This is a genomic window from Streptomyces sp. NPDC007808, assembly GCF_042868655.1.
GTDB lineage: Bacteria > Actinomycetota > Actinomycetes > Streptomycetales > Streptomycetaceae > Streptomyces.
This window is the reverse complement of sequence record NZ_JBIAEQ010000004.1, coordinates 473,224-495,823: the sequence shown is the minus strand read 5'-3', so window position 1 is coordinate 495,823 and position 22,600 is coordinate 473,224. Positions and strand designations below refer to the sequence as shown.

Sequence of the window (22,600 nt, the reverse complement as noted above, 5' to 3'; positions counted from 1 at the left end):
CGCGTAGGCGACATACCCGCACCCGGTGAAGCAGCGCCGCAGCGGACGAGTCGAGCCCTACACGGCATCCAGGCGTGGGCTCGTGCCCAAGCGTGCCCATAAGACCGGACAACCACGGAAAACAGCGGTGCAAAACCAGCCCTCGAAGCTGCACCGGAAGCGGCATATTCGCAGGCCAGAAGCGACATAGCGACCCAAGCGCCGTCGCTTCCCAAGCTGAGAGCGCGAGTTCGATTCTCGTCACCCGCTCCATGATGAAACCCCAGGTCAGTGGCCTGGGGTTTGTTTGTCGTATAAGGACTATCCCGTAAATGATCTCCAGTGAGCGGCCTCGGTCCAGCTGTAGCCCATGAGGGCTGCTCGTGTGTTGTGCTGCCTGAGGCTTACGAGGGGGAAGTCGGGGTGCCTGGTGTAGGACGCACGGCACGATCCAGCGCGTCGGCATACGGCCAGGGGGCGTGGGCTGACGGGCCCAGGATGGGCCGGCTGGCTTCGGTTTGGCGCAGGGCACGGGCTGGGGGCGCAGAGCCACGTGCTCAGCAGCGATCGCGGCCGGTTCGTGGCGGTGTGATTCCCGGCGGTCGAGGGTACGGCAGGGTGCTCGTCGGTTTCAGTCGGGCTGGGCGGGAGCTCGTAGTTCGACCTCGTACCCGCCTTGTGGGGTGGGTTGGGCGGTGAGGGTGCCGTGGAGTAGTTCGGCGCGCTCCTTCAGGCCGATGAGGCCATGGCGGGCGCTGGGCAGGGCGACGGACGGGCGGGTGGGGGCGGTGTTGGTGACGGTGACGCCGAAGTGGTGGGCGTCGTGCCACAGGCGTACTTCGGCGCGGGCGCCGGGGGCGTGCTTGCGCACGTTCGTGAGGGCTTCCTGGACCGTGCGGTAGACAGTGCGCTGGGCGGTCGTGCTGATGCCGGGCGGGAGCCCGCCGGTCAGGGTGGTCTCGATGCCGCTGTTGGCGATGAGCTGCTGGAGGTCGGCGAGGGTGGGCTGGGGGGTGAGTTCGGTGTCCTTGCCGCCGGAGGCTCGGAGCAGGGTGACCATGTGGCGGAGTTCGTCGAGGGTGTCGACGCTCAGGGTGCGGATGGTGCGGGCGGCCTCGCGGGCGTCGGGGTCCTTGGCGGCGACCTGGAGGGCTCCGGCCTGTACGGCGATGAGGCTGACCTGGTGGGAGACGACGTCGTGCATCTCGCGGGCGAGCTGGGCGCGTTCGCGGGCGAGGACGGTCTGGGCGTGCAGGGCGCGTTCGTGTTCCCGGGCCTCTTCGACCTCGACGAGCTGGAGGGCCACGTCGTGTCTGGCCTGGACGAGTTGGCCGAACAGCACGGGGGCGGTGGCGGTGGCCAGCGTGTAGACGAACTGAATGAGCGTCCAGGTCCGGTCGTCGGCGAATCCGTCGGACAGGGACCAGGCGAGGGTGCCCGCCGTCGCGTTCAGCAGGGCGCAGCCGGCCAGCAGCGGGCGGTTGCGGGTGGACGCGGCCAGCGTGTACAGGGCGGTGATCTGCGCGGCCGCCACGTCCATGAACAGGGTCATGGGCAGTGTCAGTAGGAAGACGGCCAGCGGAAAGCGCCTGCGCAGGAACAGCGCTGCGCTGCCGAGAGCGACGCAGGACCAGACGAGGGGGGTGGTTCCCTCGCCGTAGAGGTTGACCCAGGCGTCGAGCACGGCGAGTGCGACGAGGCCCCCGTCGACCGCCCAGGGCGGCACCCGCCGCCACAGTGCCCGGCCTGTGCTCATCGTCCGTTGTCCCGTGCGGTGTTGTCGCCGTTCTCATTGAGCAGTCCGGCCCGCTCGGCGAGCAGTGCGGCCTGGACACGGCTGGTGACCCGCAGCTTGGTCAGGATCGAGCTGACGTGGTCCTTGACGGTGCCCGCGCTCAGATGGATGCGGGTGCCGATGTCGGCGTTGGACAGTCCTTCCGCGATCAGGACGAGGACGTCGCGCTCCCGGTCGCTGAGCAGGCCGACGCGTGCCGTGTCCGCGTCCAGGGGTGCTCCCGCCCCCGGGTGACTGCGCAGCAGTGCGCGTGAGGCTTTCGGGGACATCACCACCCCGCCTGCGGCCAGGGTGCGTACGAGGTGGGCGAGTTGTTCGGGCTCGGTGTCCTTGAGCAGGAAGCCGGCGGCTCCCGAGCGCAGTGCGGTCAGGATGTACTCGTCGGTGTCGAAGGTGGTCAGCATGGCCACGTGCGGTGGTGCGGGCAGTGTCTGGATCTGCCGCAGGACGGTCAGGCCGTCCACGTCCGGCATGCGGATGTCGAGGAGTACGACGTCCGGCTGCTCGCGCCGGATCACGTCGGCCGCGTGCGCCCCTTCCGCGGTCGCCACGACCTCGATGCCGTCGGACGCGTTCAGGATCATCTGGAATCCGGACCGCACCAGGGCTTCGTCGTCCACCACCACTACCCGGATCACCGGCGTTCCGCCTCACACTCGTCTGCTCTGTCCTGCTTCTCGGCGGCCCGTACACCCCGCGTCGGGGCGTCCGGGTTCTCGTACGTTCGCGTACGGTGTTTGCCTGCCGCCGACGGTACGTCCGGCAGGGTACGCGGTGGCGCGATCACCGTGGACTGTGGACACCTGGCGGGCCGGCTCCAGCCGTTCGGGGGGTGCGCTCCGGCCCATCGGCAGGGCGGCGGGCGAGGTCCGGCGGATGGTGCCCGTGGTGCTCGTCCGATGGGATCGGTACGTGGGTCCGCGCCGAGTCTGCGGGGCCGCAGCCGATTTCCGTACCGTTCGAGGACCGCCCACCCATGCCCCGCTCGTACCTGCGTCAGTCCGTCCGTGCTCTGCGCCGCTGTGCGGCGCGGCCCCATGTGCTGTTCGGAGGTGTGTACGGGGCGGTGCTGGCCAGTTCCTTGGTAGCCGCCCTGACGGAGCAGGGCGAGACGGCGCCCGCAGACCGGTTCAGCAGCGCCCAGTGGCTCCTGGTCACGGCCGTCGCCTCGGCCCTGGCGCACGGCTACGCGCATCTGATCGCCCTGCGCGGCGACCGGACCCACCATGGTGTGCGCGCCGGGGTGCGGCTGTTGCTGTCCGAGTGGCCGCTGGTGGTGGCGACGGTGCCGACGCTGGTCCTGCTGCTCGGCGCGGCCTGGGGGTGGTGGCCCTCGGCGGGCGTCGAGTACGTGGTTTTCGCCGTGAACGTGGTTCTGCTGTTCGCCTGGGGCGTGCTCGCGGCCCGCGCCGCCGGTCGTACGTGGCTCTCCGCTTTGCGGATCGGCATGGTGGACGCGCTGCTCGGGCTTGTCGTCGTGGTGGCCAACGCCGTCATCAAGTAGGGCGGTGGTCCGTCCGGGCCCGCTGACCGGCCGGGGTGCTGGTCCGCCGGTCGGCGGGGTGGCCCCGGCCGGTCGGCGGGGGCGTCACCGAAGCCTGCCGGATGGTCCGCCTCCTGACGGCACGGCGAGATTGTCCGTATGACACAGATACAGCCCCCGCAGGAGACTTCGGCTCCGCAGGAGAACTCGCCTCCACGGCCCGCGGCCTCGCCCGGGCCCGACGGGAAGGTCTCGAGCAGTCCCTCGATGGGACGTCTGGTCGGGGTGGATCTGGCCCGCGCGCTGGCTGTGTTCGGCATGTACATCGTGCACATCGGCCCGATGCTGGGGAACACGAGCGGCGTCGGTACGTGGGTCCGGTTCCTGGCCGACGGCCACTCGTCGGTCCTGTTCGCCACCCTCGCCGGGTTCTCACTGATGCTGATCGCCGGCCGCCGTGAGCCGAAGACCGGCCTCGCCGGCCGCCAGGCGAAGGCCCGGATCGCGATCCGCGCCGTGATCCTGCTGGCGCTCGGCAGCGTGCTGGCGATCGAGTACGGGGACGTCATCATCCTCGGCTTCTACGGCGTCTACTTCCTCCTCGCCCTGCCCCTGCTGCGGCTGTCCGCCAGGACTCTGGCGATCATCGCTGCAGGGCTCGCGCTCGTCACGCCGCAGCTGGCGTTCGTCCTGAAGATGTGGCTGAGCGGGTCCGTTCTGCAGAGCATCAACGCCCACGACCCGCTCGAGAAGTTCAACGATGTGGGAGTCGTCGATCTGCTGCTCACGGGCCTCTACCCGACGATCACATGGATGCCGTTCCTGATCGCCGGGATGGCGCTGGCCCGCCTCGACCTGTCCGCCCCCGCCGTCCAGCGGCGCCTGGCCGCGCTCGGCGCCGCCCTCACCGTGGCTGCGTACGGCCTGTCCCTGCTGCTGGCGGGCAAGGACGCGGTGTTCGGCGGGATCGGGGGGTCGTCCAGCGGCTCCGGTTCGTGGTCCGGCGGTTCCGGGTCGTGGTCCGGTGGCTCCGGGGCGGGGTCGAGTGGCAGCGGGTCCGGCGGACAACTCGTATCGTCGGCCTCGGATTTGCTGGGTGCCGGGCCGCACACCGGCACCACGTTCGACATCATCGGCAGCGTGGGCTTCGCGATCCTCGTGATCGTGGGCGCGACGGTGCTGTTGGACCGCCTGCCGCAACTGCGCCGCCTGGCGAAACCGGTCATCGCCGTGGGCACCATGTCCCTGACGGCCTACGTCGGCCACTTCCTCGCACAGTCCGCGTGGCCCGCTTCCGGCGCCGGCACCGCGAAGTCCTGGGTGCCCGTGCTCACGTACATCCTGGTGGCGATCGTCTTCGCCGCGATCTGGTCCCGCTTCTTCCGCCGCGGTCCCCTGGAGTATCTGCTCAACGCGGCAACCAAGCCGGCGAAGTACGTCCGGTGAGGCGGCCCAGCCGGGGCGGTCGGCCTACATGGCCTGCCCCGGCTCCGGCAGCCCTTGCGGCCGGAACGGCCGGCCGTTCCGGCCGACGCCCACGGGGAATCCTGTGACGCGAAAGCCCCGTTATGTAACCTCGTGGGGGCCTCGATCCGGAGGACTCCACCTGGGGTGCCTCCATTTCGACGTTCAAGGGGAAGGGGCTCATCAGGGACGAGGAAACCCAGCGGGAGTATCGCCGCTTCGACCTGTTCACCGTGAACGCTGAGGCCTCGATTGCCTTCGCCGACGTCGTCGACCCGCGGCTCCCCTGAGCCCCCCCATCCCCTCCCGACCGCCACAGCAGGAAGAGAGCTTGAGCGCGAGTTTGATTCTCGTCACCCGCTCCATTGTGAAACCCCAGGTCGGCGGCCTGGGGTTTGTTTGTTGTCCAGGTCATGCTGGAGCTGATGCAGGCGACGCTCGGCAACGCGAGTCTCCTGCGCCGTGTCCGGCCGTCCCTGCCGGCAGGCCCTAGTCGTTCCTCGTGAAGGTGCCGAGACCGGTCGTGTCGAGGTTCTCGACCCGGACCTTGTCGGCGCGTCCGCCGGGCCCGACGGTGAAGGTCACGCCGGACAGGCCGACGGCCATTTCGCCGGTGGTGCGGTAGCTGAAGGTGTCACCGTCGTAGTGGCGCAAGGTGAACCGTTGCTTCTTGGGACCGAGTTGCATGGTGAGTTCGTCCCCCTGGGCGCTGACGGTCATCGGGCCGTAGTAATCATTGGCGTACGTTCCTGTGTAGGCGCTGTTCGCCTTGGCGGGTTTGGGAGAGGCCGGAGGCTTGCTGTAGTCGACCTCCGAGCGTTCCCCATGCAGGGACTGCTGGAAGATCGGCCCGAGGAACGTCAGCCAGTCGACGGTCGGCCCGCCCGTCTGCGCGGTGTCGAGGAAGGTGCTGGCGATCGCCTCCGGCACGCCGATGGGCTCGCCGTTGGTCAGGACGACGATGCCGAGCTTCTCCGAGGGCAGCAACGCGACGTTGGTGGCCGCCCCCAGCGCGAAGCCGCCGGAGTGGCCGAGCTTCAGCCTGCCCTGGTCGTCGTAGCTCACGTTCCAGCCGAGCCCGTAGAACCCGGACCTGCCCGCGGGCCCGTGCGGCGGCTCGGAGACCATGCTCGGCAGGTGGGTCTGCTCCAGCGCGTCGGCGTCGACGACTTGCCGTCCCTCGAACTTGCCGTTGGCCAGTTGCAGGCGCAGCCACTTCGTCATGTCCTGCGCTGTGGAGCTGGCCCCGCCGGCCGGGCTCTGGGCGTCCGCGTTGCGCACGTGCTCGGCACGCCAGGTGTCCCCGGTCTTCACATGCAGGGCGGCCTTGTTGTCCGCCTTCTCGTAGTCGGCGTAAGAGGAGCTGGTGGAGTCCATGCCGAGCGGCCGGTACAGCTTGTCGGCGGACAGCTTCTCCCAGCTGGTCCCCGCTGCCCGCGCGGCCGCGACGCCGGCTTCGGTCAGACCGAAGTTGGTGTACGCGTAGTCGGCGCGGAAGGGGGCCGACGGTTCGTAGCGGAGGTGGTCCAGGATGTACGAGCGGTCGTAGCCGAGGTCCTCCAGGAGGTCTCCGGCGTGGTCGGGCAGTCCGCTGCGATGCGCGAACAGGTCGGCCAGCGTGACATGGCGGGTGACCCACGGGTCCTTCAGGGCGAAACCGGAGCTGTGGTCGACGACCGGGTCGTCCCAGCCGACGGTCTTCTCGCCCACGGCCGCGGCGACCACGGTGGACGCAAGGGGCTTGGAGACCGAGGCGAGCTGGAAGACGGTGTCCCCTCCGACCTCGTCCTTCGTGCCGGCCTTCCGCACGCCGAACCCCTTCACGTACAGCACCTCGTCGTCGTGAACCACGCCCACGGCGACACCGGGCACGCCGGTGCGGCGCATGGCATCCCGTACGACGTCGTCCAGCTTGCCCACCGCGGTCTCGACCTCGGCCCGGGTGAGCTGTGCCGGTGGCTGGGCGGGTGGAACGGTGGGCAGCGGCGACGTCGCGACGGCCGGCCCGGCGACGGTGGTGTCGGCGTCGGACCCGGTACAGCCGACGGCCAGCGCCGCTATCAGGCCCAGTACCGCGGCGGAGCGAAGGGGGCGGGGGCATGCACTGTCGAGTCGGGCCATGTCTTCCATGGAAATCCCGTCCCCGGCACCTGTCGCGCCTTGGCGGGCCGTTCGGGGGGCCGGCACAACGCCGTCACGCTCGCCTGCAGACCCCAGGCGGAATCCCTGTGCTCGGCGTCGCGAGCCCCGGCTCCGCTCCAGCCTTCGGCCCGCTCCGCGCGGGCTGCGCCGACGCGCGCCCCCTGGTGGATAGGGCCGGCGGCCATGAGTCGATCACCGCATGGGCGACGATCAGAACAGTGCCTCCGGTGGGAGATCGGCCGGCACCGGGAGGGAGAGGCGCAGTCGCCCACTGCAGCGTGCAGGGCGCACGGACGCATCGGGAGGCGCCCTCACAATCGCCACCAGACGCAGGGGGCGTCAGTTGCCGTCAGGGTCGTCAGCAGCCAGAAGTTGCGCAGGAGGACGGGTCAGGTGGCTCACTGGACAGCTCTTCTTGCATGGGCTTGTCGACTCCTGTTTCTGGCATCAGTACCTGACACGAACAAGGGCGAACCGTGGCGGTCGGCGCCGAACCTGAGTAGACAACCAATCGAGGAAAAGCCGGGTTGTTCGCCCCCCAGTACCCGATTGGAAAGACCCCTTCTGACCGATCCGGCTAGCGCTCGTTCTCCTCGTCGTCGGCGATGAGCAAGCCGCCGCCACTCATTGACCCGGCGAACCTGACTGCCTCGCCCTGTAGCGGGGCTTCATGGTCGCCGGCCAAGATAAATTTTCGCTGGTCCGGAGGACGCGCCCAGGCCCGCGGCTACTCGTCGCGCCTGTCCCTGCGCAGTCCCATGACGGCGGAGGAGACCCAAGTCAGGCCAATCCCCACTGCCATGGTTCCGAATCCTGCCGCCATCCCTGGGGGCATCCCATCCGTTTCATGATCAGAACCAGAGGTTGGCGGGTTGCCAGGCGGCCGAATTTCCTGCAACTTTTCAAGAATAGGGGTGAAGAATTTGAAGGCGCCAACGACTATCAGCGCCCACCCCGCCGTAAAGAAGATCATTGAAAGGATGTGCGCAGGCGACCTGAAGTCGACACCGCGCCAATCTTTGATCATCGATCCGCAAACGGTAATTGCGCTCCCCACTAACGCGCCAGTGGCAGCGTTGGTGAAGCTGGTCGAGCTAAGTTTCTCGGGAGAGAACCCGACGGTAGCGAAGTAAAGTACTGCACTACCCACAGATACGATATAGCCAATTGCGCTGACCGCCCCACCGAATGTTCGAATGGACCCCTCTGGGATTTCATCGAACCGATCGGACAGAGAGCGCTCGACAATCCTCTTGACTGCGTCGGCACTCGGACCATAGAATCGCCTGCCGTCAATTAATACAGTTCCCGCCTCCTCGATATAGATATTATGCTCGCCAATCTGGTAGACGCCATTTGCGGTGCGCCTCAGATTGCGATTCAGGAATTTCATGTCAGAGGCCGTCGCAGAGTTACTGGCCACCCTGTCCAGGATTTCCGCGATTCTGGCGTCCCACCCCGCGCCCATGCCGCCCCCCGTTTTGCTGCCGTTCGCCGTCCGAGCTGTAATAGTGGACATCGGCAGCACGGCCGAAGTTCACATTTGTATCACCATCCTGAATCACATTGTGATCACCCTCGACATTCACGCCGCCAGAAATGGTCCGGTAGCCACCGATTCCTCGCATTCCTTGCACCCCGCGGCGCCCCGCCCGATCATTTGCCGCCTGCCCACCTTCAGGAGGTTGGCGACGTTCAACCGTCACTCCGTATATGGCAAGAGCAAGGCCAGCCAGGGCGATGAACAGTCCGATTATGTTGGCTATGTCACCCGATCTCTGAAGCCCAATACTCCGAAAGTAGATGACGAGACCGACCCCAGTGACTGCCGCTATTGAACCGATGATCTTCAGATTGCGTGCCCCCATGTGTGCATGGTCCCACGCCGCGGAGATCGTTAGTCGCGGTTGCTAAAAGACACCGTGGCTTCCGGTTGAGTCCGAATCGTTAGGTTCCTGCTACGCAACGCCCTTGCTCGCTGAGTGTCTTTCATTTTGAGTTTGTACAGGTGAGTAGGGTGTGGACGGCGACAACGATGGGGCTGATGTGGCGCGGGCGTGACGTAGAAGCCGCCCTTGCTTGAACAGGGCGAAGGCAAATTGACTCGTGCAAGACGCCAGACGTCCTGAGCTTCCCAAGCTCAGAGCCTGCAGCCGTTATCGCGGCCCCCGTCGCACTCTGCTCTAGCGCTCGGCATCCCAGCGCGCGCGGAGTGACGCGCCGCCGGCAAGACTCGCGTCGAGGAACCCGGACAGCTCTTGAATGGCATCCAAGACGCGCTGGAGGTTGTGGCGGCGCTCGCCGTTGGCAATGGCCAGATGAAACCAGATGAGGGGATCGGCCCACACCCGGCGATCCGGCTGCGAAAGGAGATCGCAAAATTCTCTGTAGCTCCTGAGTCGTCCCTCGGGTTCGAGGATGACGTCAGTTCCGATGCTGGACTGTGTCGCGTAGTAGACGTCACAGGCGGCGAAAGCTACATGGACTTTGAGGATCAAGGCAGCCAGTCTTGTGTCGTCTTTCCCCGGCAAGCGCAGGAACGGTATGTCGTGCCGGGTGCGAGTCATCTGGGCGAACAGGCAGGAAGTTATCCAGATACTGGAAACCAGCGCGATGCCCGTGCCAGCGAACCAGGCATCGCTTTGGTCATCAATTTCCCGCGGTTCGTTTAGGGTCTGCGCAGGTTGATAGCAGCCATGCCGGTCGATGGACGCGGCGTAGAGGGAGAGCCGGTGGTGTGCTTCAGCTGCGTGCCATCTGAGAGGGTTGAGGTACGACATGTTGTGGATCTCACGCTGAGCCCGATGGCTATCCCGCCGTTGCTGCCGACTGGTCAGCCACACGAGACCTACTGAGACGGCGCCCGAGGTCAACGCCGAGACCAGCGTTACCGAGAGGGTGTCCACGCGACTGTCTCCTTCGCAACGGATACACAGCGGCCGAAGCGCGTTGGCAAAGGGGTGCACTGGTACAGACACCTTCTCAAGACCGCCGCTCAGTAGCTGAAGCCCCCAGCAGGCCCAGGGTGAAGAAGGCGGGCGGGGCCGCGGCCCGTGGCATCCTGCGTCAGGCCGCGTGGTCCATGTGAGCCCGGCCTCGGCTGCGGTCCCGGTCCTCTGCCCGGCCGAGGCCGGACAGACCGGGTTCATCGGGGAAGAGACGGTGCAGGCGCCGTACGAACAGGCGAGTCGTCCGCCATGCGGCGAGCAGCGCGAGGACCGGCACGGCCATGCGCAGCAGTCCGGTGAGGGGTCCCGGCGAGGTGAACACGACCAGGAGGAGAGTCCCGCCGACGCTCAGGGACCAGGCCAGAACGGTCAGCGAGGAGAGGGCGATCGCCACCGGTACGCCGCCCATGCCCCACGCGCGAAGATCGAGGTCCGCATCGAAGCTGTGGGTGCTGGTGAGGCGCGCGGCGACCAGGATCCAGAAGCACAGCACCACGACGAGGGCGGCGGTCAGCGCGAGCGTGGGCAGACCGGTGGCGACCGCCAGAAACGTCCGCATCAGCTGGTCCCCCTTCCCGGCCGCAGTGCTCGTCCGCCGTGTGTCGGTGACGCATCGCGTGCTCCGGGCTCCGGTGCCGGACACCTGCCGGTGTCCGGCACCGGAATCCCCCGCAGTGCTCCCCGCAGGTCATGGTGCACGGCACTCCCGCGTCCGCGCATTGCCGGTTCCCGGCAGCGTTCATTAGGGTCTGCATGCCGGTGCACCGCCAAGAAACCGTCATCGGCGCGTCAAGAATGCGGGGGCGACATGACGGAGCGGGAGATTCCTGAGCAGTATCTGGAAGGCTGTGCCCAGATTCTGGCCGAGGTCTCGGCCACGGGGCGGCGCCTCACTCGGGAGGAGCTCAACTCCCGCCGGGAGCTCGGTGAGCAGGCCGCGGACGCCGGCCACGGGCTGCGCGCCCTCGTCAGCGCCCATCTGACCGCCGCTCGCGCGGCATGGCCGACCGCTCCCGGCACGGCCGACTCGGCCTTGGCCGCCCTGCACCAGGTCATAGACGCCTTCTCGGAGGGCTACGAACGCGCCCAACGCCAAGCCGTGCGTCAGGAGGAGGCCGCCCGCCGGGAATTCATCGACGACCTTCTCTACGGCCGCAGCAACCTGGGGCGCCTCGCCGAACGCGCCGAACGCTTCGGCCTGCGCCTCTCACACGCCCACGCCGTGGCCGTCGCCGAAGGTCCCACCGCCTACGACGAAGGCGACCCGGTCCCCCGCCAGGTGGAACGCGCTCTCATCTCCCGCTTCGGCGACCGCAGCATCCTGCTCACCACCAAGGACGGCCGGCTGCTTTGCATCGCCCCCGGCCACCAGGAGGAGGTTCTGGCGTTCTTCGCCAAACGGGCCCACGCCGCTACGGAAGGCGGCCGCGTCGCCATCGGGCGAGCCCAGTCGGGCCCCGGCGGAGTCGTCCACTCCTACGAAGAGGCGCTGAACGCCTTGGAACTGGCCGAGCGCCTGGAACTGGAGGACCCGGTCCTGCGCGCCGCCGACCTGCTCGTGTACCCCGTCCTGACCCGCGACCGGCAGGCCATGGCGGATCTCGTGGTGAGCAGCCTCGGTCCGCTGACGACGGCTCGCGGTGGCGCCGGGCCCCTGCTCGACACTCTCACCGCCTACTTCGATTCGGGCTGCGTGGCCGCCGAGGCCGCCCGCCGTCTCTCACTCAGCGTGCGCGCCCTGACCTACCGGCTGGAACGCATCCACAAGCTCACCGGCGCGAATCCGGCTGATCCGGCGCACCGTTACATGCTTCAGACCGCGGTGATCGGTGCCCGGCTGCTGGACTGGCCGGCCAAGGACCTCTGACGTACCGCAAGGTGAGGGGTGGGTGCCTCGCAACGGCCCCTGGCGACAACCGATTCGGGCTCAACCGCCGGACGTCTGCCCCCGGCGCGGCATCTGTGGCGACTTCGCGGCCTCGGCCTCCGCCTTGGCGTCGCTCACCGCGGCGGCGGCCTGTTTTCCGGCCTCGTCAGCAGCGGCCGCAGCGTCGCGCGAAGCCGTCCAGCCTGCGGCGAGCTCCGGGGGGTGGCCTTCGTCCGACGCGTCGTCGCCGTCGGCTGTGCCCGCTTCCTCGGGTCGCGCAGTGGTGTGCGCACCCGCCGTCGACTGGTCACCGAACGCGCGGGTGACGGTCCGGACGGCCTCGGTCAGCTCCCCTGGGATCACCCAGAACGTGTTGTTGTCGCTGCTCGCCAGGTGCGGCAGCGTCTCCAGGTATTTGTAGGCCAGGATCTTCGGGTCGGCGTTGTTGCGATGGACGGCCTGGAAGACCAGTTCCACCGCCTTCGCCTCACCGTCCGCCCGCAGGATCATGGCCTGCTGCGCACCCTGCGCCTCCAGGATGTCCTTCTGCTTCGTGCCCTCCGCGGTGAGGATCTTGGCCTGCCGCTCCCCTTCGGCGTGCAGGATGGCCGCGCGCTTGTCACGTTCGGCCCGCATCTGCTTCTCCATCGCTTCCTTGATCGTGTGCGGTGGATCGATGGCCTTGATCTCGACACGGTTGACCCGGATGCCCCACTTGCCGGTGGCGTCGTCGAGGACGGCGCGGAGCCGGGAGTTGATCTCCTCACGCGAGGTGAGCGTCTCCTCCAGGTCCATGCTGCCGATGACGTTCCGGAGCGTGGTCACCGTGAGCTGATCGATCGCCTGCAGGTAGTCGGCGACCTCATAGGCCGCCGCCCGCGGGTCGGTGATCTGGTAGTAGAGCACGGTGTCGATGTTCACCACGAGGTTGTCCTCGGTGATCACCGGCCTGGGGTCGGACGAATAGACCTGCTCCCGGACGTCGAGTTTGGTGTTGATGCGGTCCGCCACCGGCACGACCAGGTTCAGGCCGGGCTGCAGCGTCCGGCGGTACCGGCCGAACCGTTCGACGTTGTAGCGGCGCGCCTGAGGGACGATCCGCACGCTGGCGGCCAAGAGGAAGACGACGACGATGGCCGCCACGAGAGTGAGGATGACCACTGGATCCACAGTGCCTCCGTTGCTGGGTGCGCAGCCGTTTCACGGAAGGAGTTCGCGGGGGTAGACGATGGCCGTGGCGCCTTCGATCTCCATGACGTCCACCAGCGCTCCCACGGGGATCACCAGGCATTCGTCGAAGGCGCGGGCGGACCACTCCTCGCCGGAGAGTTTGATCAGGCCGCGGGTAGCGGTGACTTCCTGCATGACCTCGGCCCGCTTGCCGATCAGCGCGTCGCTGCCCTCGTAGGTGAGGGGTTGCTGTGCCATGTGGCGCAGCGCGACAGGACGGACGATGAGGAAGCCCGCTGCCGCTGCCGCGCCCAGGGCCAGGAGCTGGCCGAGAAGGCCGACACCCACACCGGCGACCACGGCTGCGACCAACGCGGCACCCGCCAGCAACCCGAAGACCAGCGTCAGAGTGAAGAACTCCGCGGCACCCAGCGCCGCGGCGGCCAACAGCCAGACGAACCACGGCATCGCATCGCCCTCCTCATGGGGCCTTGTCCACCAAGCTACTCCCGGAACGCCGGGCGGAACAGATACGGCAGTGGTGGTCCTTGATCGTTCAACGACGGCGCGCATCGACTCCAGCCGTAGTTGTGGATCTGCCTCGCTCTGATGCACCTGGCGGTGGCGGCGGTGCTGATCCCGGGGCTGGGCGGCAGGTCCCTCCGCCCGGGGCACGAGCCGGTGCCGCCGGGGGGTGACCGGCGGGACCGGGTACGCCGCTGCACCCCGACCACCCTGTCCCTGATGGGGGCGGCCGCATGGTGCGGTGTCGGTGCGTGGGTGGGCGTGCTACTGGGAGAACGAGAAGTACAGGGTTCGGCCGTAGTCGCCCCTCGCCGTGGTGGGGGCGCCGCTGGGGCCGAGCGCGGCCGGCGCGTCGAACTTGGTGCCGATCGCCGGGATCGCGTCGAGGAACGACAGGTCTCCCTTCGGGAAGGGCGGCGCGGTGTGGCGGGGGTCGGGTCCGAACCGGGGTGTGAAGAGGCGCAGGTAGAGGTTCTCGTCCTCGGCGACCACGGTGAGACGTCCGGCGGTGGTGTGCAGGGACGCCCAGCGGACGTCCGCGTGGTAGCCCTTGAACTCCGGGTACACCCAGCCGTCGGCACCGGTCGCGGTGTCGTTGTACTGCTTCGTCCAGACGTCCGTCGCGACGCCGCGCAGCCTGTTCTTCCACACCCTGTGGGGTCCGTGGCCGAGCCATGTCACGCCGGTCACCTGCTTTTCGGGATGGTCGAAGCCGACGCCGAAGAAGTCGTGCTCGCCGGTGAGGTGATAGCGGTAGTCCAACCGCAGCCAGCCACTGGGGTGCAGGTGCCACCGGACGTGGCGCAGGACGCCGGAGTACTCGGCCTCCACCGTGTAGCCGTGGCCGTCGGGCCCGTGCGTCAGGCGGGTGAGGTCGGCCGTTCCGGTGGTGGGCAGCGGGCCGCGGGACAGCGCGAAGTCCCTGCCTCGGTGGGTGGCGCCGGCCAGCATGCCCGTCGTGGCGTCGAGCGTGACGGTGGTGTGGCGGGATGCGAGCGGGAGCGTGTTGTCCGTGAGGGAGCCGCGTACGGCCGGTCCCGGGCCCGTGCGTACCAGCCGTCGGGCCTGGTCGGCGGCGGGGGCGATGGTCCATGTCCAGCTGCGGATCTCGCGGCCGTCGGCATCGGTGACGGTGAGTGCCAGGGCATCGGCGCGTCGCCAGCCGGACGGCAGGGGCAGGCGCAGCACTCCTTGCGCGCCGGGCTCGATGTCCGGAGCGGACGCGGTGCCTCGGGCACGCACCGTGTGGCCGTCCCGCCGCTGCGCCGGGGTGCGGAAGTCCAGCAGTCGCCAAGTGAACCTGCACGCGCGGGTGTTGGTGAAGGCGTAGTGGTTGGTGAGGGCGATCAGGCCGTCGAAGTCGTCCAGCAGGGCGGACGTGAACCGCTGCGGTTCGGCGAGTTGTACGGGTGACCAAATGTCCTTGATCGTGTAGAAGCTGGCCTCCTTCTCGCGGAAGGGGCCGAGGATGCCGTCGGGTGCGGCGTTGCCCGCCACATCGATGGCGCCGCCGAGGTCGTCCCGCACGATGCCCTCGTCGACCAGGGCCCACAGGAAGCCTCCGGCGGAGAGCCGTTCACGGCCCATCAGCTTCCAGTAGTCGTCGAGCCCCGCGCCGGCGCCGCCGTCGTAGAGGCCGTGGAGGAACTCGGTGGGCATGAAGACGTCGCCCTGTTCCTGGAGGATGCGGCGCGTGCTGTCGTACGTCTCGTAGTGGTCGGTGTTGATGCCGCCGAAGTTCGCCCAGGGGTGGAGAACGGCGCGCCGCTGGGGGTCGTGGCGGGCGTAGTCGGCGTCGAGGGCGGTGTTCCAGCCGCCCTCGTTGCCGTTGCACCAGAACAGGATCGACGGGTGGTTGACGTCACGGGTGACCATCGAGGCGACGAGGGGCCTGCCCGCCTCCTCGTCGTAGGACTTCTGCCAGCCGGCCAGTTCGTCGAGCACGTACAGCCCGAGTTCGTCGGCGAGGTCGAGGAAGTGCGTGTCCGGCGGGTAGTGGGACATCCGGACCGCGTTCATGTTCATCTCCTGCATCAGGAGGATGTCCTTGCGGCTGATGCGCGCGCTGGTCGCCCGGCCGGACGTGGGCCAGATGGTGTGCCGGTTGGCTCCCTTGAGGATGACCTTGACGCCGTTGACGTACACGCCGTCGCCGGGGCGCACCTCGACGGTGCGGAAGCCGAATCTCTCGTCGACGCGGTGGACGGTACGGCGGTCGCCGGCGCGCAGCGCGACCTCGACGCGGTAGAGGTGCGGGGTCTCCGCCGTCCACTGCCGAGGGGAGTCGACGGCGGTCCTGAGGGTCACCGTCGTGTCGCCGGGCGCGACGGCGGCGGTGAACGGGGCCCCCACCGGGCGCCCGGACAGGTCGGTGACCCGGGCGACGAGACGGTCGGCGGAGCCGGTGCCCGACAGATGGGCGTCGATCCGCAGCGTGCCGTCGGCGCGGGCGTCGACGGCGATGCGCTCGATGTGCTGGAGCGGGAACGCCTCCAGGTGGACGGGGCGGTAGATGCCGCCGAAGTTCCAGTAGTCGCCCAGGCGTTCGGCCCGGTTGACGGAGTCGTCGGTGGACTCCTTGCTGACGGTCACCTCCAGGAGGTTGTCCTGGCCCGGACGCAGCTTGCCGGTCACCTCGTGCCGGAACCGGTAGAAGCCACCGCGGTGGACGGGCCCGGCCGACTCCCCGTTGATCCACGCCTCGGTCTCGGTCATCGACCCCTCGAAGACGAGGAAGACGCGTCTGTCACGCCAGTGGGCGGGCGGCGTGAAGGTGTGCCGGTAGCGGCCCTTCTCCTCCGGGCGCAGGTTCCACCCGTAGTTGTAGGTGCCGTATCCGTGGAACTCCCAGTTGGACGGCACCGGGATGCTGTCCCAACTGCCGCTGCGCCGCCCGCTGGTGCACAGGAAGTCCCAGTCGACCGGGTGGTCGGCGTCCTCTCCGGACAGATACAGGCGCTCGGTGCGCGTGGAGGCGTCCGTTCCGTCGGCCTCGGCGGCCCGGGCCGAGCCCGCGGGAAGGCCTCCGGCGACGGCCGCGCCGACGGCGCCGAGGATCAGAACGCCACGACGTGACATTTGCATGACATCTCCACGCTTCTGGGGGCCATCGGGGAGCGACCGGCGGGAACGCGCGATGCGGTCGGCGTAGCCGTCCCGACGCACGTTGTCGAAGCGCTTCCGCGCTCAACGTCGCAGATCAGAGCACAGGTACGGGACGCAGATGACACTAGGAGTCGAATGCGTCGAACACAAGAGGACAGCCGAAGCCGGCAGGCGCCTGGGCAAACACCGCGGCGCCGGGCCGTCGACGTCAGTGGCCGCCACGGCCACCACAGCCGTCTCGCAAGGGCTCCCACCCGGCTCGGCCCGCGGTCCGCCCCTCGCTCTCCGTCGACGTCAGAAGTGCGGCAGACGACGTAGAGGGTCTGCCACCCGCACACGACGGCGCCCCACCCCCGAGCGTGCGGGGGTGGGGCGCCGTCGTGTGGGTCAGCTTCCGGCGCGAGTCCTGCGCCGGCGCCACCAGACGAGTGCGGCACCGGCCGCCACCGCGGCGGCGGCGAGGGCGGAGATCAGCCCCACGGGGGTGTCCGATCCGGTGTCGGCGAGGTCACCGTCGGGGTCCGGGGCGTTGTCGTCGGGCTTACCCGGAACGGTCCCGGTCGGCGTGGGATCCGGGTCCGGGCCGGTCGGCGTCGGTGTCGGGTCCGGCTTCCCGGAGCCGGTCGGCGTCGGCGTCGGCGTGGGATCCGGCTTGCCGTCGCTGGTGTCGGCGGCCCCGTTCCCGCCGAGGAACGCGGTATCGGTGTCGCGGGCCGAGGTCTCCGCGCGCACGGAGTCCTTGGTCGTACGAGGCAGCTCGCGGTGCTGGAGCTGGAACTCCACACCGGAGACGTTGCGCTTCGGCGCCTTCGCGAAGTCGACACCACCGACGAAGAAGGTGTAGATGCGGCCGTCGGCGAGAGGCCACTCATACGTGAAGTCGCCCTCGGTGAACGACTTGCGCATCTCCTGCCACACGGTCCGCTTGTCCCAGTCGGCGTTCTCGCCGCGCAGCGGCCACCGCTTCAGGTTGTTGCTGTCGATGATGGGCCGGAAGTCGGTCGCCTTCCTCGCGTCCTGGACGCGGATCCACTCGGCCGCGACACGGGACTTGTAGACGCGGCGCAGGTCGGCGTACTTCTTCTCGGTGTTGATCTGGTTCTGGACGTGGGGGACGAGGTAGCGGTCGATCAGCCGGTGGCTGTACGCCTTCTCCTCCTCGGTCAGCTTCTTCGAGCAGTCCTCACCCTGGACGGGGGTGTCGAAGTCCATCGCCGCGTGGTTGACCTTCAGCGGCGCGTCCAGGATGTAGATGCCGCCGTCCTGCTCGCGGACCTTCGCCCGGCCGGGCACGATCCAGTTGCGGCCGGATCCCCAGCACGGAACCCCGTCGACCTTCGGCGCGGCGTTCATGAACTCCTTGCCGGGCGAGACCTCGGGGTTCATGGCGCGGGAGAAGTCCCGCTTCATCTCCATGTCGGCTTCGAGGAGGACGCGGCCGGTGTCGGTCTCCCCGAAGTTCTTGTCCATGATCGTGTCGGGCTGGTCCGGGTTCAGGTTCACCCACATGCGGTCCGGGGTGAGCGCCAGCCACGTGAACAGGGCATCGGAGGCGAGTTCCAGCTTCGCCTGACCGCCCCAGCCGGGTTCGGTGTCCTCGTCGGGCATGAAGTCGGCCTTCATGCTGTAGTCGAGCCCCTTGCCCTTGACGGGGTTGCCGACGTACTGGAGTTCAAGGGTGGAGAAGTCGACGCCGCCCGGGCCGCGGCCGAGGACGCCGCGCGTGTTGGCCTGGTTGTGCTGCTGCTGGATCTGCTTCGCCTCGGCCGCATTCTTCCCCGACCCGTAGGCGAGGGAGTTGATCGGCCCCTGCGTGCCGGTGTTCGGCCTGGGGTTGAACACCGGGTAGGACTTCGTGTACGTCGTCTGCGGCCACAGCCCCTTCGCCGTGGCGCGACGCTCAGCGATCCGGATCGGGTTGTTGCCGGTGCCGCGCTCGCCCCGGAGCTTGGCGTTCTCCGACTTGTACTCGCGGATGGTGGCCCCGTTGGGCTTCTCCCCGGCGAACATGGTGAACCGCGACTTCGTGAAGTCGTACTTCGCGTCCTTGTGCCGCAGGATGATCTTGTCGCTCGTGAACTGGCCCGGCTTGCGCTTGCCGTCGGCCTTGAACTCACCGAGGTCACCGGTGCGCTGGTTGTACGCGTCATACCGGCGGGAGGCGATCTTGTTGCCGTCCTTGTCGAAGATCTCGACGGTCACCTCACACAGCCAGTCGGGGCCGACGAGACGGTAGTCCTGGACGGTCTTGCGCTCGAAGACGTTTCCCTTCTCCCGGGAGTGCTGCGCGCCGATCAGGTTCTGCGGCACCCACTTGGCGAAGGGCTTCGGGGACGGCTTGCCCTGGATGTAACGGGCGTAGCGAGCCCAGATGGCCCGCTTCATGTCCTCGGCGCTCTTCGACGCACGGTAGGCGTTGTCCCACTTGCGGATGTCGGCGTCGGTGTTGCCGACACTGTTCAGGTCGGCGCGGGTGGGGGCGGGGACGTTCTCGAAGCCCTTGAACTCCAGGTTGAAGTAATACTCTTCGTCCGGCCCGGACCTCGTCCAGTGGTGCGGTCCGCTCGGCGCTCCGGAATTCGCCGGGGTCCGCGGGAAGGTTCTGCCGAGGTGCATCTTGTCGCACCGGCCGCCGCTGGTCACCTTCGCGTAGTCGCCCGGCGCCGCCGCGGCCGGGCTCGCGGGTAGCCCGACGAGCATCATCCCCGCCGAGGCGACGACCGCCAGGCACGAGCCCAGACGCCGTCGCAGGCGGATTCGTATCGGTGTACTCAAAGCCGTGTCCCTTGGTGGGGGCCATGGGACATGAAAGGGACGCGGGCGAGGCAGGGCCCCCGTTTTGCGCCGCCCGTCCGCCGGTCAGCCTAGCCACTGACGCCCCGTCAGATGCATGGGGCTGTGGGCTCGTCCTGTGTGAACTCTGTGTAGACACAAGGCTGTTGGGGCGCACTGTGGGGGCTGTTACCTTCGCCTGCATGACCGAAGCTGACGAGACGTACGACCCGACCCGGCACCCCGACCTGCTCGGGTGGCTCGCCGAACGCGAGGGCGCTCACCCCGCGTGGGCCGCCCAGACATCCTTCGCCGGCGTCCTCGACTTCTCACCGGCCTCCCTGGCGGTCCTGGACGACCTGGTCCGGGAAAGCGCGAGCAGCATGGAGGAGATCACCGACCGGCGCATGACACCCTTCGTCCAGGGCGCGATCTGGTACGTAGGGGAAGTGTTCCGCCGCCACAAGGGCATGGTGTGGAAGTACATCCCGGACCTCGTCAGCGGACAGCTCGAGCCGTTCTTCGGCGCGGGCGCGGAGACCTCCGCCCTCGATCACCCCTGCGTCGGTGCCCCCGGCGACCCGGACAGCTACGTGTACCCGCTCAACGCACTGCGGAGGATCCTCCTCACGGAGGACGAAGTCGGCGACAAGGTCGATGACACCCTCCTCTCGATCTTCGCCGACCCCTTCGGGGAAGACGACGAAGAAGACGAAGAAGACGAAGACGATGGGGACGGCGAAGACGATCAGGACGGCGAAGACGATGAGGGCGGCGATGCCGGTCTCGGTACGCATCTCGGCTCCGGATGACCGCCCGGAAACGTTCCGCACCGCCTGAGCCGGGGTTGTTCGGCCGACGCCGGTCCCCCTCTACGTGCCGCCGCACGGAAGGCCACGCCGACGAGCCGGTGTCGTCCGGGTCAGGAGCGCACCCCCGATGCCTCGCCACGCGGACGCGGTCCGGCCGGCGCACGCCGCGACCAGGCCGCGCGCAGGCACAGGAACACCAGCAGCCCGAACGGTGACAGCAGGATCGTGAGGACCAGCAGCGGCCCCATCAGCAGGGCGGGGATCCCGAGCCTCCTGGCCTCCCCGTACATCCACTGCCCGATCAGCAGATCCCAGGCGATGACCTGCGCCCATATGGCTCCCGCGCCGTCCGCCAGCGCCGTCAGGTCGCGGAAGGCGTCGAGGTCCGGGCTGCGGACCGCGGTCCAGAGTTCAGGGAAGACAGCGGCCGCGAGCGCGAGATAGACGAGCAGCACGGGCACCACGGTCCATGGCGACCCGGCGATGCGCGCAGTCGGGCCCCAGGCCGGCGCGAAGATCATGAGCAGCCAGACGGGTGCTGCCAGCCAGAAGGAGAGCTCGAAGAGAAAACCGGTCATGGCACGAGCTCCTTCGAGGCACCGGCCTGCTCAGCGGCAGTTGCCGCGCCCGCAGCGGGAATCGAAGGCCGCAGGCACCCGTACGTCCCGAGAGCGACCGCCACCAGGATCAGGCCGGCACCGGCCAGCGTTGCTTCGTCCGGATGGATCAGGGACTGGCCCCGCAGCGCCTGCCAGAGCACCAGGGCGAAGGCGGCGGCGTAGCCCGCTGAGGCGAGCAGCACCAGGCGCAGCCGTACCCGGTCGTCGGCGAGGCGGGTGAAGCGCGGCGCGAGGGCGGTCAGCACCATGACCAGCAGCGGCAGGAGTTGCAGCGCGTGCATGCCGACGAAGTGCGGGATCCGCAGATCGCCGCCGGTCGTCGACCATCCGGTCAACGGCATCGAGGGACCGCCGTCCGGCACACCGACACTGTGCGCGCCGACCACCTTGGAGACGCCGCGCCGCTGTCCCGGGGCGGGCTGCGTCATCAGGAATCCGACGGCAGCCCCGGCCAGGGCCAGCACGATGCCGCAGCGCATCGCCCAGGCGGACGCGAGGTCGGCGATCCGGGCCCGGAGCAGCAGCAGGGCGACGACGAGCGTGCCGATCCACAGGATGACGACCGTGACAGCCATCGCGTTGAACAGCGCCTCGTCGAACGGTCTTTCGTGGTTGAAGTGGCTGCGCTTCCCGCGTACCGCCTGTCCGGTGATGATCACCATCTCGACGAGGCTCGCGAGCGCGACGACGGTCCCCGCCCACCAGCCCAGACGTCGCCCACGGGGAAGGAGCGACAGCATCCAGGCGAGAGACAGGCAGTACGCCACGAACGAGACCGAGAACTTGAACGGTTTGAACCAGATCGGCGCGCCCGCCAGGACGCGGTCGTCGACGACGAGTCCTACTGCGGACACGACCGCCGACACCGCCATCAGCGCCGAGAACAGCACCAGCGGTCGATGCCATGACCGCCATGGCGCCGAAGACAGCCACGACGACGCGGGCCACGAGGACGCGAGCCCTGAGGACGCGAGCCCTGAGGACGTGCGTAAGGAGACCATGATTACCCCCCTAATAATAGATAGCGGCACTCGCCGCTGTCTGATAGCTCCACTATCTATCATGGGTGACAGGTCGGCAAGAGCCGGCTCGGCGAACAGGGCGAAGGCCGAGGAGTGAACCGGCAGTGCGTATCGGAGAGTTGAGCCGAAAGACCGGCGTGCCGGTGCCGACGATCAAGTACTACGTCCGTGAAGGGCTGCTGCCTCCGGGCGAGCTGACCAGCCCCAATCAGGCGACCTACGGCGAGGCGCACGAACGCCGGCTGCGACTCGTGCGCGCTCTGCTCGACGTGGGCGGCATGAAGGTGGCCCAGATCGCGAACGTGCTGGCGGCCATCGACGATCCAGCGCGTCCGCTGCACAAAGTGCTCGGCGTCGCCGCGGACGGCCTGGGCAACGCACCCGACGAGCACGACGACCCCGAGGCGGCGTCCGCGCAGACCGTCGTCGCCGACCTCATCTCCCGGCGCGGCTGGCAGGCGGACGCGTCGAACCCCGCCGCGGCCGACGTTTCCAAGGCCCTCGCCGCCATGGCCCGGTTGGGGCACGGCGCGTTCGTCGAGGTGCTCGACGACTACGCCGACGCCGCCGAGCAGGTCGCCCGCGCCGACCTCGCCTACGTGGACCGGTGCGTGGCGGTCGAGGACATGGTGGAGAGTGTGGTGATCGGGACCGTACTGGGCGAGGCGGTGTTCAGCGCACTGCGCAGGCTGGCCCATGCCACCGCCTCGGCGAGGCTGTACGGCACGGACGGCCCGCAGGAGCGCCGGACGAGCTGAGATGTTCAGCCGGTACGGACGGGCGTCGTGACGCCGGCCCACCTGAACCCGGGAGCGGACACCGGCCGTGCCCGGGTCCGGCGCCGAGCATTCCTGCGGTGAGTCGGGAACCTCCCGGCGCCCCACGGCGTTCGTGTC

At 68.6% G+C, this 22,600-nt stretch carries 18 protein-coding genes; 6 read left to right on the top strand and 12 right to left on the bottom strand.

The features are described 5' to 3' along the window. Positions 1–610: 610 nt before the first annotated feature. Positions 611–1,735 carry a sensor histidine kinase gene (locus ACFYNL_RS18050; protein ID WP_388803927.1) on the bottom strand — a complete coding sequence of 375 codons (1,125 nt, stop codon included), beginning with the start codon at positions 1,733–1,735 and terminating at the stop codon, positions 611–613. Beyond that, positions 1,732–2,358, bottom strand: coding sequence for a response regulator (locus ACFYNL_RS18045; protein WP_388804593.1), 627 nt, complete (start codon positions 2,356–2,358; stop codon positions 1,732–1,734). Before ACFYNL_RS18045 ends, ACFYNL_RS18050 begins: the two co-directional genes overlap by 4 nt. A gap of 392 nt (positions 2,359–2,750) precedes the next feature. On the opposite strand from ACFYNL_RS18045, the gene ACFYNL_RS18040 reads away from it, so the two are divergent. Then, positions 2,751–3,278 (top strand): hypothetical protein, encoded by a 528-nt coding sequence (locus ACFYNL_RS18040; protein ID WP_388803924.1) that lies wholly within the window; start codon positions 2,751–2,753, stop codon positions 3,276–3,278. A 138-nt stretch (positions 3,279–3,416) separates the two neighbouring features. Further along, complete coding sequence (locus tag ACFYNL_RS18035) at positions 3,417–4,703, top strand: DUF418 domain-containing protein (RefSeq protein ID WP_388803921.1); 1,287 nt, start codon at positions 3,417–3,419, stop codon at positions 4,701–4,703. A gap of 507 nt (positions 4,704–5,210) precedes the next feature. Here the strand turns inward: ACFYNL_RS18035 and ACFYNL_RS18030 are convergent. Together ACFYNL_RS18030 and ACFYNL_RS18025 are read right to left on the bottom strand one after the other, a co-directional pair. Next, positions 5,211–6,842 carry a serine hydrolase gene (locus ACFYNL_RS18030; RefSeq protein WP_388803918.1) on the bottom strand — a complete coding sequence of 544 codons (1,632 nt, stop codon included), beginning with the start codon at positions 6,840–6,842 and terminating at the stop codon, positions 5,211–5,213. A 748-nt stretch (positions 6,843–7,590) separates the two neighbouring features. Then, positions 7,591–8,256: a hypothetical protein gene (locus ACFYNL_RS18025; protein ID WP_388803915.1), complete on the bottom strand. Its 666-nt coding sequence runs from the start codon at positions 8,254–8,256 to the stop codon at positions 7,591–7,593. Between ACFYNL_RS18025 and ACFYNL_RS18020 the strand changes: the two genes are divergently transcribed. After that, complete coding sequence (locus ACFYNL_RS18020; protein ID WP_388803912.1) at positions 8,255–8,701, top strand: hypothetical protein; 447 nt, start codon at positions 8,255–8,257, stop codon at positions 8,699–8,701. The genes ACFYNL_RS18025 and ACFYNL_RS18020 overlap by 2 nt on opposite strands. Positions 8,702–9,046: 345 nt before the next feature. Here the strand turns inward: ACFYNL_RS18020 and ACFYNL_RS18015 are convergent, their stop codons facing one another. Next, positions 9,047–9,769: a hypothetical protein gene (locus ACFYNL_RS18015; protein WP_388803909.1), complete on the bottom strand. Its 723-nt coding sequence runs from the start codon at positions 9,767–9,769 to the stop codon at positions 9,047–9,049. 160 nt (positions 9,770–9,929) lie between these two features. Next, a complete protein-coding gene (locus ACFYNL_RS18010) occupies positions 9,930–10,370 on the bottom strand; it encodes a hypothetical protein (protein WP_388803906.1) in 441 nt (146 codons plus the stop codon). Between the two features lie 249 nt (positions 10,371–10,619). Between ACFYNL_RS18010 and ACFYNL_RS18005 the strand changes: the two genes are divergently transcribed. Then, positions 10,620–11,678: a PucR family transcriptional regulator gene (locus ACFYNL_RS18005; protein WP_388803903.1), complete on the top strand. Its 1,059-nt coding sequence runs from the start codon at positions 10,620–10,622 to the stop codon at positions 11,676–11,678. A gap of 60 nt (positions 11,679–11,738) precedes the next feature. Here the strand turns inward: ACFYNL_RS18005 and ACFYNL_RS18000 are convergent, their stop codons facing one another. The 4 genes from ACFYNL_RS18000 to ACFYNL_RS17985 all read right to left on the bottom strand — a co-directional run bounded on the left by ACFYNL_RS18000 (position 11,739) and on the right by ACFYNL_RS17985 (position 19,253). Continuing rightward, a complete protein-coding gene (locus tag ACFYNL_RS18000) occupies positions 11,739–12,848 on the bottom strand; it encodes an SPFH domain-containing protein (protein WP_388803900.1) in 1,110 nt (369 codons plus the stop codon). Between the two features lie 30 nt (positions 12,849–12,878). Continuing rightward, the gene (locus ACFYNL_RS17995; protein ID WP_388803897.1) at positions 12,879–13,316 is read right to left on the bottom strand and encodes an NfeD family protein; all 438 of its coding nucleotides are present in this window, start codon (positions 13,314–13,316) and stop codon (positions 12,879–12,881) included. A 321-nt stretch (positions 13,317–13,637) separates the two neighbouring features. Further along, on the bottom strand, positions 13,638–16,451 hold the full coding sequence (locus tag ACFYNL_RS17990) for a glycoside hydrolase family 2 TIM barrel-domain containing protein (protein WP_388803894.1): 2,814 nt from the start codon (positions 16,449–16,451) through the stop codon (positions 13,638–13,640). 414 nt (positions 16,452–16,865) lie between these two features. Continuing rightward, positions 16,866–19,253, bottom strand: a complete 2,388-nt coding sequence (locus ACFYNL_RS17985; protein WP_388803891.1) for a hypothetical protein — start codon at positions 19,251–19,253, stop codon at positions 16,866–16,868. A gap of 200 nt (positions 19,254–19,453) precedes the next feature. On the opposite strand from ACFYNL_RS17985, the gene ACFYNL_RS17980 reads away from it, so the two are divergent. Continuing rightward, positions 19,454–20,062 (top strand): hypothetical protein, encoded by a 609-nt coding sequence (locus tag ACFYNL_RS17980; protein WP_388803888.1) that lies wholly within the window; start codon positions 19,454–19,456, stop codon positions 20,060–20,062. A 110-nt stretch (positions 20,063–20,172) separates the two neighbouring features. On the opposite strand, the gene ACFYNL_RS17975 is transcribed toward ACFYNL_RS17980, so the two are convergent. Continuing rightward, positions 20,173–20,640: an ABA4-like family protein gene (locus ACFYNL_RS17975; RefSeq protein ID WP_388803886.1), complete on the bottom strand. Its 468-nt coding sequence runs from the start codon at positions 20,638–20,640 to the stop codon at positions 20,173–20,175. Then, a complete protein-coding gene (locus tag ACFYNL_RS17970) occupies positions 20,637–21,554 on the bottom strand; it encodes a hypothetical protein (RefSeq protein WP_388804590.1) in 918 nt (305 codons plus the stop codon). Before ACFYNL_RS17970 ends, ACFYNL_RS17975 begins: the two co-directional genes overlap by 4 nt. A gap of 254 nt (positions 21,555–21,808) precedes the next feature. On the opposite strand from ACFYNL_RS17970, the gene ACFYNL_RS17965 reads away from it, so the two are divergent. Then, the gene (locus tag ACFYNL_RS17965; protein ID WP_388803883.1) at positions 21,809–22,462 is read left to right on the top strand and encodes a MerR family transcriptional regulator; all 654 of its coding nucleotides are present in this window, start codon (positions 21,809–21,811) and stop codon (positions 22,460–22,462) included. Positions 22,463–22,600: the final 138 nt, after the last annotated feature.